This window comes from Arthrobacter cupressi (assembly GCF_900099975.1).
Taxonomy (GTDB): Bacteria; Actinomycetota; Actinomycetes; order Actinomycetales; family Micrococcaceae; genus Arthrobacter; species Arthrobacter cupressi.
The window spans coordinates 48,499-62,951 of record NZ_FNEI01000005.1 but is presented as its reverse complement, the minus strand read 5'-3'; the positions used below and the strand labels follow the sequence as shown (position 1 = coordinate 62,951).

The following is a 14,453-nucleotide window of genomic DNA, read 5'->3' as shown; positions in this document are numbered from 1 at the left end:
CGACCGGCCGCCGTCGCGAGTTCTCTGTCAGTCCTCCGAGACGATCGAGATGTTGAACGGCTTCCCTTGTTGCTGCACATAGATCCGCAGCCACAAGGGAAGCCACATCTCCATGCCGCGGGCGGTGTCCAGGCCGCCGAGGTCGCGGATCCGTTCAGGCCGCCACCCGAAGGACCGCAACAGCTCCACCACAACCGCTTTGGCGTCGGGGTCGTTGCCGCCGAGGAAGACGTCATGCTCCCCGCCGGCGAGGCGCTGCGGGTCCACCATCACGGCCGCGTTCATGGTGTTCAGGGACTTGACCACTCGGGCCTGCGGGAACGTGCGCTGGATGGTTTCGGCGATGCTATCCGTGTTGCAGACCGAAAGCGCGGGAGGAAAGCCCGAGGAGTGGTCCAGGGGATTGGACACGTCCAGCAGCACTTTGCCGTTGAGGTTGTCTGCGCCCGCCTCGCTGAGGGCGGCGAGGGACACAGTTCCCGGCGTCGCGTTGATGACCACTTCCGCCATGGCCGCCGCCTGGGCAAAGGATCCCGAAGAAGCGTTCGGCCCCGCGGCGGCGGCCCAGTCCGTGCCCTTGGGATTTCCCGTCTCGCGGGAACCCATCGTCACCTCGTGGCCCAGCTCCACAAGCTTCCCGGCGAGGGCATGGCCCACCGTTCCCGTTCCCAAGACTGCGATTCTCATGCTTGCCTCCTTTTGCCCCATTCTGCTCCAGCAGGGATTCCCCGGACAGCGTTTCCCCGCCAGGAGTAGCACCGGCAAGGCCGTCGGTTCGATAAGAGAGACTGCAGAGGCTCCATGGGTGGGGCGCCCAGGCGCCGAATCCGTGGAGAAGCAGTCGAGCGCCATAGACTGGTGCAATGACCGAGCCGAAGCCTGTACTTTCCGAAGACGCCCGTCCTGACAACGTCTCCGAGACCACCGACTCCTTCGATCCCGCCGCAAGTTCGCTTGCCGGCCAGGTGGACCGCTCGGTCATGGATGAGCTGCTCTCCATCCGGTCCAGCATTGACAACATCGACGCCACACTCGTTTTCCTGCTGGCCGAACGCTTCAAGGCAACGCAGAAGGTGGGGGTGCTCAAGGCGACGCACAAGCTTCCCGCCGGTGACCCCGGCCGCGAGGCTGCCCAGATTTCCCGGCTACGCCGTCTGGCCGAAGAAGCGCACCTGGACCCGGCCTTTGCCGAGAAGTTCCTGAATTTCATCATCAGTGAAGTGATTCGCCACCATGAGGCAATCGCCGAAGACCACCAGGCCAGCCGGGACTGAGCCGTGTCAGGACACTCCCTGGCCGGCCTGGCATCGAGCCAGGTCACGGCCACCGCCTTGGGGCCCTGGCCCGGGGACGATCCCCTGGAAGCCACCCGCACCATCCGCGGCGAACTTGGCAGCCCCCATCTGCCCCACCTCGCCGAGCTCCCCGGCCGCGGTGTCGGTTCGGATGCGGTGGGCCGGACCGCGGCCTTGCTGGTTGAGCTGGCCGTGGACGTCCAGCCGCACGGCTGGCGCCTCGTGGACCGCCCGGGCAAGGACCAGCAGCGCGCGCTGTCAGCGCTCGCCACGGATATCAACGTGCTGGCCGATGTCGCCGGCGCCGAAGACGCCTCCGCTGAGGCGGTAAAAATCCAGCTCAGGGGGCCGCTCAGCCTCGCGGCGGGCCTCTACCTGCACAACGGCGAACGCGCCCTGCTGGATTTCGGTGCGCGCCGCGACATCACCGACTCCCTGGCTGCCGGCGTCGCCGAGCACATCGCGCGGATCCGGACCGCGGTCCCGGGTGCCGCCGTCGTGGTCCAGCTCGACGAGCCGGATATAGCGGCGGTCCTCGCCGGGACCATCCCGACGGCGAGCGGTTACCGCACGCTGCGATCGGTTCCGCTGGACGAGGCCACCGCCGCCTGGCGCCGGGTGGTCGAGGCCCTGCGGGCCGCCGGGGTCGCGGAAACCGTGATTTCGGTGCCCGAGATCGAGGCGCCGTTCGCCCGGATCCTGGCCTCCGGGGCCGACGGCGTGGCGGTGCCCCTCAAGGCCCTGACCACCAAGCAGTGGGAGCAGCTCGCAGGCATGGTTGAGTCCGGCAAGCGGGTGTGGGCCGGTGCGCTGCCGACGGGCGAGCCCGGGGAGGCCCTGCCGCGTACCGCGGAGCTGGTGGACGCGGTGTGGCGGCCATGGCGGCAACTGGGCCTGCCGGCATCGTCCCTGGCCGCACTCCGGGTGACCCCTTCGCATGGACTGGCCGGGCACAGCCCGGCGGCGGCCAAGGAGATCCTCAACCGGCTGACCCGTCTAGCGGATGGTCTCAACCAGCTGGCGCTCGGCTAAACGGCTAGACGCGGGACTCCCAGCGGTCCGGCTCTGCGTAACGCGGGAGCCCGACGGCGGCTCCGCTCCCGGCCCCTCCGTTCACGGCCGCGGCATGCGGCAGCAACGGAGCCAGCCGGTAGTCGAAGTAACCCGCGTAGACCAGCACCAGGCCGACGTGCTTCTGCAGCACCTTCACCTGGATCCGGTGCTTGCCCGCGCCCGCGTCCCACCACTGTTCCGCGTAGGCCTGCGCGTCGAGGGCCGCCGGAACCGCGAGGCGGAGCGGGCCCAGGAAGGCGCGCGCCGCCGCGGAGATGCCCCGGAGCCTGCCTTCAGGGGTGACCTCGAGCCGGAGGTCCGTGGCCAGTCGCCGGTGTTTTCCAAGGTAGTCGACCAGCCGCGTGCCGCCGTCCTCCCCGACAGCGGAGGTGGTGTCCTGGAACAGCCGGGTCCGGCCCGGGAAGAAGATCTCGCGCCGCGCGGTCAGGCTGGACCGGCCGAACGGGTCCAGATGGGCGTGGTTCTCAATCCGGAACGGCACCATTTCGCCGTATTCGGGAAACAACGACTCCTCGGCCGAGGCGAGGGCCAGCAGCGGCCGCAGCCAGCGCCGGCGGCAGCCCACCACTTCAAAGACGCCCTGCCCGATCCCGTACGAGCCGGAGCCGGGTGCGAGGGAGAAGTAGTCCTGCAGCTCCGGCTGCAGGCGGCCGAACGCGGTGCCCAGCGCCCGCTCATAGATCGGGGTGCCCTCCAAGGACGTGTTCACAATTCTCCTTTGGTGCCAGGTTCTTTCTTTTCCGGTGGCAGCGGTCCGCCTCATAGCCTGCCCGCGGCCTTCAGCCGGATGTAAGCGTCGGCGAGCTTCGGCGGCAGGTCCAGGGGCTCCGCATCCACCACTTCGGCTCCGAGCTGCTTTAAGTGTGCGGCCACTGCAGTCCGGTCCAGCAGCGCACGTTCGGCTGCCGCGGCACGGAAGACCTGGCTCGCCGTCGTCCGCTCCGCCGTCATGGCACCCAGCAGCGGGTCCCGCACCGCGGCGACCACCACCACGTGCAGCTGTGCCAGCTGCGCCACGGTGGGAATGAGGTCCTCCTCGGGCGAGCCGCCGTCCAGGGAGGTCACGAGTACCACGAGGGAGCGGTGCGCGGACACGGCCCGCACCTGGGCCGGCACTTGCCCCCAGTCCATCTCGATCAGCTCGGCTTCCAGGGGCGCCATCGCCTGGACCAGCCGGCCCAGCAGGCTCCCCTTGGACGCCGAATCGACCCGGCCGCGGACCCGGCGGTCGAAAGCGAGGAAGTCCACCCGGTCGCCACCCCGCTCGGCGAGCATAGCCAGCAGCAGGGCCGCCTCGATGCCGGTGTCCAGCCGCGGTTCGTCGTCGATCCTCGCCGCCGCGGTGCGCGAGGTGTCCAGCACGATCACCACGCGGCGGTCCCGCTCGGGACGCCAAGTGCGGACGACGACGGCGGTGCGCCGGGCCGTGGCGCGCCAGTCGATGGAGCGGACGTCGTCGCCGCGGACGTAGTCACGGAGCGAGTCGAATTCGGTTCCGGCACCACGGATCTGCACGGCAGCCTTGCCGTCCAATTCGCGCAGCTTGCGCAGCTTCGACGGCAGGTGCCGTTTCGAATGGAACGGCGGCAGGACCCGCAGGCTGCCCGGCACCGGCAGGGTGCGCTGGCGCGCGGCCAGGCCCAGCGGCCCGAAGGAACGTACCGTGACGTGCGGGGCAGTGAGGTCGCCGCGGCGGACGGGAACGAGCCGCACCGTCATCCGGCGCCGCTCGCCGGGAGGAACCGTGAGCTTCCGGACCGGGTCCAGCGCGCCGGCCGAAGGTTGCCAGGCATCCCGCACCATCGCCCTCAGGGTGCGGTTGTTGTTGTTCGTGAGCAGCAGGTGGCTTTCAGTCCCTGCATGCAATGTGACGTTGGCGGGCTGCCGGCGCTCCAGGACCAGCCTGCGCGGGGACGCGGCAAGCAGGGCATCACCCACGGCAAGGAGCAGCAGCGCGGCGCACAGGAGCCCGGCCGTGCCCCAGGAGGGGAACAACAGCATCGGAACGAGCGCGGCGGCCGCCAGCAGCACCAGCCTTCCCGTGATTGCCATTCAGGACTCCCGGATCAACGCGTGGGGCGGCATCAGCGCGGCACGGGGACGGAGGCGAGGATGCTGCCGAGGACCTCGTCGACGTGGACCCCGTCCATCTGGGCCTCCGGGCGCAGGCCCACGCGGTGGCGCAGGCACGGCAGCGCGAGCGCCTTGACGTCGTCGGGGGTCACGAAGTCCCGGCCGGAGAGCCAGGCCCACGCCCGCGATGAGGTCAGTAGCGCCGTGGCGCCGCGCGGCGAAACACCCAGCTGGAACGACGGCGCCGCCCGGGTGGCCCGTACCACGTCCACAATGTAGGCCAGGACTTCAGGGGCCACGCGCACCGCGGCAACCTTCGCACGGGCCCTTTCCAGTTCGCTGCTGCCGGCCACGGCGGTGACTCCGGCGGCCGCAAGGTTTCGGGGGTCGAATCCCTCGGAGTGCCGGCGGACGACCTCGATCTCGTCGTCCCGGGCGGGCAGCGGCATGGCGAGCTTGAGCAGGAAGCGGTCCAGTTGTGCCTCGGGCAGGGGATAGGTGCCCTCGTATTCCACCGGGTTCTGCGTGGCAGCCACGATGAACGGCACCGGCAGCGGGCGGGAGACACCGTCGGCCGAGACTTGGCGTTCCTCCATCGCCTCCAGCAGCGAGGCCTGGGTCTTGGGCGGCGTCCGGTTGATTTCGTCCGCCAGCAGGATGTTGGTGAACACCGGTCCCTCTCGGAAGGTGAACTCCGAGCTGTGGGAATCGTAGACCAGCGAACCCGTGACATCGCCGGGCATGAGGTCCGGGGTGAACTGGACCCGCTTGGTGTCCAGGCTCAGCGCCTTGGAGAGGGCCCGGACCAGCAGGGTTTTCGCCACGCCGGGCACACCCTCCAGCAGCACATGCCCTCCGCAGAGCAGCGCAATCAGCATGCCGGTCACCGTGGAGTCCTGCCCGACGACGGCCTTGCCCACTTCGTGCCGGACGTCCAGCAGCGCCTGGCGGGCCGGGTCCCTGCTGCCTGCCGGGGCGCGTTCCCCCACAGGCCGCGGGGCCGTGGCCGGCGCAGCCGGCGGAACAGCTGCCTGTTGACCTGCAGGCGCCGGGGCTCCGCCCCCGTAGGGAGGAGCCGCGCCGGTGTATCCGTCCCAATGCATGTTCGGTGCGATGTTCTCATTCACGGGGTTGAGGCCTCCTGCTCGAGTTGTTCCAAAGTCTGTGCCCACTGCACCAGGCCGGACTGCGTTTCCGGGCGGTGATCGAGGATGTCACGCAGCTGCGCGGGCGGTCGGCCGGTCTTGCGGGCGACCGCCTCCACCAGGCTGTCGATGCCGGCGTCCGGACCGAGCCGGAACACCCTGGCGAGCCGCACCATGGTGCCGGCCCGCAAATTGGCCGCCGCCCGCTCCACTGCCCGGGAATCCTGGTACAGCCTGGCCCGTCCCTCTGCCGTTTCCGCGGCCTTGACCACCACCGGGAGCGGTTCGAACACCAGCGGGCCAAGGCGCCGTCCGCGCCACAGGACTGCGAGGAACGCAACGACCACCAGCCACGGTCCCAGGAAAGCCACCCACGGCGCGGCCAGTTCGTCCAGGGTGGCGGGATTCCTGTCCTGCGGGACATCGCCCAGGCCGGGCAGGTACCAGAGCAGTTCTTCGGAGCCACCCAGGCTGCGCAGGACAAGTGCCGCGTTCCCGTGCTCGTCCAGCAGGTCGTTACTCAGCAGCGCGGAGCTGCCGATCACCACCACACGGCCGTCACCGCTCACCGCGTAGAGTCCGCCGTCGTCCACGCGGTAGCAGATCGTGCCACTGCCGGCATAAAGCTGGCCGTTCCCGGCAGAGATGCTTCCGGCCGCCAGGGGATCCTCCAGGCCGCATTCCGGTTCCAGGACATTGTGTCCTTCAGGCACAACCCCTGCATTGCGGAGGCTGCTGGCGAGACCCCGCAGCGTGCGCCGGCCGGGACTGATGACCACGATCCTGTCCGCCTCGGCCCGCAGTTCGCGGAGCTGCCCTTCGCCGAGGTAACCGTTGCGGTCGTAGAGCAGCACGGTAGCCGCTCCGTCCCTGGCTTCAAGGGCGGAGATGGCCTGTTCGAATGATCCCGCTTCGGTGATGCTCACGCCTTGTCCGCCGAGGATTTCGGCGGCAGCCATGGCCCCGCCCGGGGCAGGGTTGCGCGGGGACAAGGCCCGGTCGTCCGGTCCCGATGCCAGCCGGGACACCACCACGTAGCCCACTGTGAGCGCCATGATGGACCCGATCACGATCCAGACCAGGTGACGGCGGAGGCGGGCCTTCCAGCCTGTCGGCGTGCCGGCGGCGCGGTCCGCCGTGTCCAGTTGGGTTGGGCCCGTCATCGCGGTACCGCCAATCCAGGTGCAGGCTTTCCGCGGTAGTCAGGTTTGATCTTGTCCAGTTCGCTGTCGAGGGCCCGAACGGTGTCGTACTGCCCGCTGTCGGCAGTCGCGCGCCCGTACTTGACGGCGTCGAAGAGTTTGGCTGCGGCGTCCAACCGGATCTGGCCGGCACTGAAGGCACGTCCCAGCTGCATGGCTGCCTCGTCCGCGGTGCGGCCGGCCTGCGGATCGATGACGGTACGGTCTTCCGCCGAACGCACCAGCGCCCGGAACTGCTCGACGACGGCGGTGCTCCAGTCACCCCGTGCGGCAGCGGCGGCGGCCCGGGAACGGAAGGTCCCGGCGTCGAGCACTGATTCCTCGTCGAAAACTGCGGCCGACGTCCGCTTCCGCGCGGTATTGAACCGTGGACGGACCACGATGATTGCCGTGACCACCAGCGCGACGGCGAGCAGGGTGACGAGGGGCCAGGTCCAGTCCTGGCCGGGTCCCGCATCTCCGGAGTTCAGTGAGCGCAGCCATTCCAGGAAGTCGTGTACGAGTTGGTCGAACCAGTTTGGCTTCGCTTCGGCGTACTGCGGCTTGCTGAGTTCTTCGACCGCCCAGCGCCGGGCCTCGTCGCGGTCCGGGTCGACCGGGGTCGCCGCGGGCAGGGCGGCCGTGAATACGGAAAGGACTGTCATCCGGCCGGGAATCCCGTGCCGGATCCGGGGTGCCATCCGCCCGCGGCAGGGCGTCGTGCCGGCAGGCCGCGGCCGGGAACGCCGTCCGGATCGCTTCCGGATTCCATCATCCGCAGCAGTTCCACATCCAGGCCGTCACGACGCATCCGCAGGTCGAGGTAGACCAGGGCGGACACCGCGGACTGGAACGCGAAACCCAGCGCCCCCACCAATGCACTGACCACCATGCTGATGACCGTTAGCAGGATGGCTGTGCCGGTTGCCTGCTCGAGGCCGCCGTGCGGGGAGACTACGGAGCCGATGCCACCGACGGCGAGCGTGAGGGGGATCTGGACCACTTGGCCGATTACCCCGACGATCAGGAAGGCCACAAGCACGATGCCAAAGGTCCGCCACCAGCTGCCGGTAGTCAGGGACCAGGAACGCCGCATGGATTCGATGACGCCAAGCTCTTCGATGGCTACCGCGGCCGGAGCCAGCAGGAGCCTGATGTACAGCCACGCAATCACCGCCACGGCTCCGAGCCCGATCGGAAAAACGATCAGGATCCCGGCCGGGCCAGTTACGGTCAGAATTGCCACCGCCAGTACGAACAGGACGACGATTGGAACGAGCGGCACCAGGAGCATGAGCAAGGATAGCCCGGTAAGGGCAAACAGGCGGTGGCGCACCAGGACCCACACCTGCTTGAACCCGGTCTTCCGGTTCAGGGCCGAACGGGAAGCAGGCACGGCCATGACCCCGCCCAGAATGGTCAAAAGAACCGTGGTCAGCAGCGAGATGCTGACCATCCCGGCCAGCAGGCCAAGAGTCGGCCCGAGGATTGAGGACAATTCGGCGTCACTTGGCGCTTGGTTGCCGTCGAGTTGCTCAAGGCGGGTGAGGAGGCCGAGGCTGCCCGCGATCAGCGTTGCTGAGAGCAACAAGGCCACGCATTGGCCGAGGAAGGAGGAACCGAGCATGGCGGCGGGGTTGCGGCGGATCGTCTGGAAAGCGCCGTCGAGGATCTCGCCGAACAGCAAGGGACGCAGCGGTACGATCCCGGGCTTGGGCGGTGCGACATATTGAGGCTGGCCATACGGGTTGCCGGGGCCGTATGGGTTGCCCGGGGCATATGGATTGCCCGGGGCGGCGGGCCAGCCGGGTGCCTGCTGGCCCCACTGCGGTTGCCCGCCCCATTGCGGTTGCCCGCCCCATTGCGGCGGGTTTTGCGGTTGGCCACCCGGACGGGGTTGGCCCCATTGCGGTTGGACGCCGGGCCCGGGCTCTTGCTGTGACACGCTTTCCTCCCCAAAAGTGCCGTGTCCGCCCAGCCTATAGTTCCGCCGCCGCGGCTCATAGCCTTCACCGCAATGAGCTGCGGCTTGCCCGGTACGGCAGACGCCATGCCGGGAGCCCGGGTCAACGGGACAATGGCCATTCGATGGGGGAATATATAACTATGAAGGCACGCATCCTGGTAGTTGACGACGACGAAGCACTGGCCGAAATGATCGGCATCGTGCTTCGCAACGACGGCTTCGATCCGGTTTTCTGCGCAGACGGTGGTCAGGCGCTTGACGTTTTCCGCTCCTCGAAGCCGGACCTCGTCCTCCTGGACCTGATGCTCCCGGGGTCCGACGGCATCGAGGTGTGCCGCCAGATCCGCGGCGAATCGGATGTCCCCATCGTCATGCTGACGGCAAAATCGGACACCTCCGACGTCGTCCGCGGACTGGAGTCCGGTGCCGATGACTATGTGCCCAAGCCCTTCAAGCCCGCCGAACTCGTCGCCAGGGTTCGCGCACGGCTGCGTCCGGGCGAACAGAAGGCCCCGGAGACCCTCCGGATCGCCGATGTCACGATCGACGTCGCCGGCCACATGGTCACCCGCGGCGGGGAACGCATCTCGCTCACGCCGCTGGAATTCGACCTCCTGGTCGCCCTGGCCCGCAAGCCGTGGCAGGTCTTCACCCGTGAGCTCCTCCTGGAGCAGGTGTGGGGATACCGCCACGCCGCCGACACCAGACTGGTCAACGTCCATGTCCAGCGTCTGCGCTCCAAGATCGAGCGCGACCCGGAAGCACCCGAAGTTGTTCTGACGGTCCGTGGTGTCGGTTACAAAGCGGGATCCTGAGTCACCTGCCGGCAAGGCCGGGCCCGGAACCACGCCGCCTGAGGCGTCGCCGGAAGACCGTCCCGTCCCTTCAGGACCGGCGGAGCAGCGGCCCGTCCGCATGCAGGGCAGCGGCCGGACCCTCAATGTCCAGCGCCTTCTATTGCTGGGCCGCATCTGGACGCGCCGTGCCCTGATCCTCGCGCTGCGGGTATCCCGCCTGGTGGTCACCGCGCTCCGGCACCTGCGGCCGGGGCTGCGTTACATGTGGAAGTCGCTCCTGCGGCGCTGGCGGCGCTCGCTGGAATTCAGGACGGTCATGATGACCATCCTGCTGTCGGTGATTTCCTTTGCCGTGGTCGGGGCTTACCTGTCCAACCAGATCGCCAACAACCTGTTCCAGGAACGGCTGACCCAGGCGGAATCGGAGAGCCGCTACTATGTCAAGCAGGTCCAGGACACCTTCGACGGCGCCCAAGTCAACGACCAGTCCAGCGTCATTACCCTGGTCTACGACACCCTCAACGCGGTGGAAGGCAACGGCTCGGTCATCCAGCGCCGCTACGTCTTCGAGGCACTCCCGGAGCAAACCAAGCCGCGCAACCGCTGGGTGGAATCGCGCGCCTCGGACCAGCTGACGGTCCGGGTCATCCCGCCTGAACTGCGCAAGGCCGTGCAGGAGTCAGGCAAGGAGCAATACTGGGCTTCCACCGAATTCCCGGTGGGCAACCAGGACCACCCGGGGATCGCCGTCGGGAACAAGGTCACGTTCAACGGCACCGTCTACGAGCTGTACCTTCTCTATGACCTCGAAAACGCCCAGCAGACCCTCGACCAGATCCAGAACGTGCTCTGGGCCGGCGGCGCAGCACTGATCATCATGATCGGTGGGATCGCCTGGTACGTCACCCGGAACGTCGTGAGCCCGGTGAGCCATGCCGCCGTCGTCTCCGAAAAGCTGGCCGCGGGTCAGCTCCAGGAACGCATGGTGGTCAAGGGCGAGGACGAGGTGGCCCGCCTCGGGGCGTCGTTCAACCACATGGCGGCGAGCCTCCAGGAACAGATCACCCAGCTCGCCACGCTTTCCCAGATGCAGCAGCGCTTTGTCTCGGACGTGTCCCACGAGCTCCGGACGCCGCTCACGACCGTCCGGATGGCGGCGGAAGTCCTGTTCGATGCACGCGAGAACTTTGATCCGGTCAACCGGCGCTCCGCAGAGCTTCTCTACAACCAGGTGGAACGCTTCCAGTCCCTTCTCTCCGATCTGTTGGAGATCTCGCGGTTCGACGCCGGTGCCGCCGTCCTGGAGGCGGAACCGCAGGACATTTTCCAGCTCATCGGACAAGTGATCGAGGGCGCGGCCCCGGTCGCTGCCGAATACGGCTCGGAGGTCAGGCTGACGTCCCGCAACAAGAGCATCATCGTGGAAATGGACTCGCGCCGCATCGACCGGATCCTGCGCAACCTGCTCCTGAACGCGGTGGAGCACGGCGAAGGGAAGCCGGTGCACGTGACTGTCGCCGCGAACCACGACGCCGTTGCGGTGTCGGTCCGGGACCACGGAATCGGCATGACCCCGGCCGAGGCCGCGCGGGTGTTCGACCGCTTCTGGCGGGCGGATCCAGCCCGCGCCCGCACCACGGGTGGCAGCGGCCTGGGCCTGTCCATCGCCGCCGAAGACACCAAGCTCCACAACGGCTGGCTGCAGGCCTGGGGCCAGAAGGGCGCGGGCTCGAACTTCCGGCTCACCCTGCCGCTGCGAAAGGGCGGAACCATCGTAAAGTCACCGCTGCACCTCGAACCGCACGACCTCGGGCTCCCGGGCACCGCCGCTGACCGCCAGGTGCTGCTGGTTGACACCCAGGAGGCGCTGCCGCGCGCCACCGACGTCGTGCCGCCGGACCAGCAAGGTACAGCCGACGACGGCGGTGCGCAGGAAGCGGGGGAGGCCGGCCGTGCGTAGGGGTCTCCGCCGTTTCCCGGTACTGTTGCTCGCCGCCTTCGCGGCGATAACGCTCGTGCTGAGTTCCTGTGCCCAGATTCCGCGCTCCGGCCCGGTCGGCAAGAGCAAGGAGGAAAGCGCCGGAAACCTGAACGTGCCCGACTTCTTCCCGCCGCCGCCGCAGGCCGGCGCCGGCCCCGAAACCGTGATCGAAGACTTCTACGGCGCCGGCAGCGGCTACGCGGACGATTATGCGGTGGCGCGCCAGTACCTGACGCAGTCCCTTTCGGTTGGCTGGAAATCGGACAAGCGCACGCTCGTGTTCCGCAAAGCGCAGGTGGTCCGCACCGCAGTCGAGAACGAATACCGGTACGAACTGGACCTCGCCTACGCCGTTGATGCCGACGGCATCGCCACCCACTACCCGGAAGGGACGCTGGAAAGTATCCCGGTCAGTGTCGAGCAGGTGGACGGCGAATGGCGCATCTCCGAGGTGCCCGACGGCACGGCGATCCCCGAACAGACCTTCAGGGTCATCTACGGTGCCTACCCGATCTATTTCTACGACCCCGGATTCAATTACGCGGTTCCCGACTTTAGGTGGTTCATCAAGAAGAAGACCGTCAAGGCCATGACCAGTGCCCTGCTGGCCGGGCCCGCGCCGTACCTGCGCGGCGCCGTCGTCAGCGCTTTCCCGTCCGGAATCCGCCTGGTGCGCGAATCGGTCCCCGTGGTCTCGGGGGCCGCCCAGGTGGACCTGTCGGCGAAGGAACTGGTGGAAGCATCGGCGGAAGACAGACAGCGCATGCAGAACCAGCTCCTGCTGACGTTCCGCACACAGCCGGACGTGATCAGCGTGCAGTTGCGTGCGGACCAGGATCTGGTCCGGGTTGAGGACACCGGGACCGTGCTCCCGCCGGTCCTGGAGAAGAGTGTGCCGTCCCGCCAGATCGTGGTGAGCAACGGCGAACTGGCCCGTTACGAAAACAACCGGGTGACACCCCTGCCGGACCTCCAGCAGGTAGCGGGGCTGGGGCCGCAGTCGCCCGCCGAGTCACCAGCGTCGAAGGCCGTGGCGTTCCTCAACGGCTCCGGGACGACCCTGTACTCGATGCTGCCTGCCCGGGACCCGCGCCCGCTGACCACCCGCAGCACCCTGACCCGTCCCTCCTTCAGTCCGCAGGACTGGGTTTGGACCTCGGGTCCGGGCGCCAATGGTGCCACGCAGGTGGTGGCCTTCAAACCGTCCGCGGCCGCGAAGGGCGGAAACGTTCCAGCGGTTTCCCTCTCGCCGCGTTGGCTTTCAGGCCGCTCGGTCAAGGAATTCCGGATCTCACGGGAGGGCACCCGCGCCCTGGTCATCTCCGAACTGCGCGGCCGGACGTCCGTCCAGGTCACAGGGATCGTCCGCGATCCGGACGGCACCCCCAGGGACCTCACGGCGCCGATCACGCTCGACGCCACCAACGGGGTGGACCACGGGGTCTGGGTCAATTCCACGACCGTTGTGGTCATGAAGGACTCGGCGTCGGGCAACGTCGTTCCCGAATTGCTCCCCTTGTCTACCGGGCAGCCGCAGCAGCTTCCGGCCTGGGCCGGATTGACCGGGCTGAGCGCCGGCAACGGTCCCGACGAAATCTATGGGCAGTCCCTTGCGGGGGTGTTCCAGCGGGTCGGAAACGGTTGGGAACTCCAACTGAAGGGACCTGTCGACCCCGCTTTCCCCGGGTAGCACGCTTTCCACATACGGGTCTTTCCACATAGCAGGTCTTTCCACATAGAGTGTCGCGCCGAGGGCGTGCCGGGCGTCGGTGCTTCAGGCTGGTGGCATGGACTTTCCAGCACCGGTCTCGGGGGCCGCCAGGCGGACAGCATGACCCACGACGCCGGTCGCGCCCGTGTTCGCGACCCTGACCTTTCCGCCACGGATGACTTCGCGGCCCGACACCGGGGCCGGTACGCGCCGCCGCAGCTCCGCCTCCTGGAAGGCCTCGCACTTGCCTGGGGTGAGCTGTTGGCGCTCCTGGCACCGGTGCAATGCCTGTGCTGCGGGCGCGAGGATACCCAGCTCTGCGGTGCCTGCGCGCGCAGGATCCGGAGGCTGTGCGCCCGGCCCTTCCGGGCCGAGTCACAGGCGCCGGCGTTGCTCACGGTGGGCGGTACGGTCCTGGTGCCGGTTGTCGCCGTCGGGCCCTACCGGGAGGAACTGGCGCAGGCGGTGCTGTCCTTCAAGAAACTGGGCCAACGCTCCGTTGCGCGCCTCTTGGGCCGCATGCTGGAACACGGGCTGCGCGCGGCCGCGGGTGACGCCCGGAACGTTTGCCTGGTACCCGTTCCCACCAGCGCCGCCGCGTTGCGCCGTCGGGGTTTCAGCCCGGTCCACCTGCTCCTCCGGCAGGTCCGGCGCCGGAATGAGAACGGGTGGGTCCTGCGCGATGCCTTGACGAAGCGGCGGAGGGGAATCCTCGCCGGGGCACGTCGGTCGGGCCCGAACATGCCGTCGTCCAGACTGCTGGCTGACGGCGTGGGGTGGCTTGGAGCACGTCTTGCCGGACGCGCCGGAAGTGCGGGTCAGAAGGGACTAGACAGGGGCAGCCGTGCCCGGCGCGTGCGGGGTTCGATGGTCGTCCGGTCTGCAGCGGGCAGCGCCGTGTCGGGAAAACTGTGCATCATTGTCGACGACGTCCTCACCACGGGAGCGACCCTTGCCGAGGCGGCCAGGGCAGTCGAAGCCGCCGGCGGAATTGTGTGCGGGGCGGTCGTCCTGGCGGCAACCCGTCCGCCGGGCGGACTGGACTCCGGTACAGAGACGCCGACCGGCAGTTCAATGACTCAAAACAAATTTAAAGCGCCGAAGGGGTGAATTAGCCGTAACGATGAACTAACGTCGAAGATGGGTACCAAGAACAGATGTACCTGTCGATAGCGGCTCGGAAAGGGGCTCGACTGTCCGTCAGAAAGCCCCCCGTCAGCGCCGTTGTCG

General features: G+C 68.2%; 13 protein-coding genes. 6 read left to right on the top strand and 7 right to left on the bottom strand.

The features are described from left to right. Positions 1–27: 27 nt before the first annotated feature. A complete protein-coding gene (locus tag BLP88_RS07590; protein WP_074588193.1) occupies positions 28–687 on the bottom strand; it encodes an NADPH-dependent F420 reductase in 660 nt (219 codons plus the stop codon). A gap of 176 nt (positions 688–863) precedes the next feature. On the opposite strand from BLP88_RS07590, the gene BLP88_RS07585 reads away from it, so the two are divergent. Together BLP88_RS07585 and BLP88_RS07580 are read left to right on the top strand one after the other, a co-directional pair. Beyond that, positions 864–1,274: a chorismate mutase gene (locus tag BLP88_RS07585; RefSeq protein ID WP_074588191.1), complete on the top strand. Its 411-nt coding sequence runs from the start codon at positions 864–866 to the stop codon at positions 1,272–1,274. A gap of 3 nt (positions 1,275–1,277) precedes the next feature. Further along, a complete protein-coding gene (locus BLP88_RS07580) occupies positions 1,278–2,327 on the top strand; it encodes a uroporphyrinogen decarboxylase/cobalamine-independent methonine synthase family protein (protein WP_373366880.1) in 1,050 nt (349 codons plus the stop codon). Between the two features lie 4 nt (positions 2,328–2,331). Here the strand turns inward: BLP88_RS07580 and BLP88_RS07575 are convergent, their stop codons facing one another. Genes BLP88_RS07575 through BLP88_RS07550 form a run of 6 tightly spaced genes read right to left on the bottom strand, consistent with a single transcriptional unit; the run spans position 2,332 to position 8,713 of the window. Next, positions 2,332–3,078 carry a DUF4166 domain-containing protein gene (locus BLP88_RS07575; protein ID WP_245679798.1) on the bottom strand — a complete coding sequence of 249 codons (747 nt, stop codon included), beginning with the start codon at positions 3,076–3,078 and terminating at the stop codon, positions 2,332–2,334. Between the two features lie 50 nt (positions 3,079–3,128). Beyond that, positions 3,129–4,421: a DUF58 domain-containing protein gene (locus tag BLP88_RS07570; protein ID WP_074588190.1), complete on the bottom strand. Its 1,293-nt coding sequence runs from the start codon at positions 4,419–4,421 to the stop codon at positions 3,129–3,131. 32 nt (positions 4,422–4,453) lie between these two features. Further along, positions 4,454–5,545, bottom strand: coding sequence for an AAA family ATPase (locus BLP88_RS07565; RefSeq protein ID WP_084110971.1), 1,092 nt, complete (start codon positions 5,543–5,545; stop codon positions 4,454–4,456). A gap of 20 nt (positions 5,546–5,565) precedes the next feature. Next, complete coding sequence (locus BLP88_RS07560) at positions 5,566–6,750, bottom strand: DUF4350 domain-containing protein (RefSeq protein ID WP_074588187.1); 1,185 nt, start codon at positions 6,748–6,750, stop codon at positions 5,566–5,568. Continuing rightward, positions 6,747–7,433, bottom strand: coding sequence for a DUF4129 domain-containing protein (locus BLP88_RS07555; protein WP_074588186.1), 687 nt, complete (start codon positions 7,431–7,433; stop codon positions 6,747–6,749). The genes BLP88_RS07560 and BLP88_RS07555 overlap by 4 nt, the downstream gene beginning before the upstream one ends. After that, the gene (locus tag BLP88_RS07550; RefSeq protein ID WP_139163328.1) at positions 7,430–8,713 is read right to left on the bottom strand and encodes a DUF7847 domain-containing protein; all 1,284 of its coding nucleotides are present in this window, start codon (positions 8,711–8,713) and stop codon (positions 7,430–7,432) included. Before BLP88_RS07550 ends, BLP88_RS07555 begins: the two co-directional genes overlap by 4 nt. Positions 8,714–8,874: 161 nt before the next feature. Between BLP88_RS07550 and mtrA the strand changes: the two genes are divergently transcribed. The 4 genes from mtrA to BLP88_RS07530 all read left to right on the top strand — a co-directional run bounded on the left by mtrA (position 8,875) and on the right by BLP88_RS07530 (position 14,333). Beyond that, complete coding sequence (gene mtrA / locus BLP88_RS07545; protein WP_074588185.1) at positions 8,875–9,549, top strand: MtrAB system response regulator MtrA; 675 nt, start codon at positions 8,875–8,877, stop codon at positions 9,547–9,549. A gap of 100 nt (positions 9,550–9,649) precedes the next feature. After that, positions 9,650–11,491 carry an MtrAB system histidine kinase MtrB gene (gene mtrB, locus BLP88_RS07540; protein WP_084110936.1) on the top strand — a complete coding sequence of 614 codons (1,842 nt, stop codon included), beginning with the start codon at positions 9,650–9,652 and terminating at the stop codon, positions 11,489–11,491. Further along, positions 11,484–13,202, top strand: coding sequence for an LpqB family beta-propeller domain-containing protein (locus BLP88_RS07535; protein ID WP_175453516.1), 1,719 nt, complete (start codon positions 11,484–11,486; stop codon positions 13,200–13,202). Before mtrB ends, BLP88_RS07535 begins: the two co-directional genes overlap by 8 nt. Positions 13,203–13,343: 141 nt before the next feature. After that, a complete protein-coding gene (locus BLP88_RS07530; RefSeq protein ID WP_074588183.1) occupies positions 13,344–14,333 on the top strand; it encodes a ComF family protein in 990 nt (329 codons plus the stop codon). Positions 14,334–14,453: the final 120 nt, after the last annotated feature.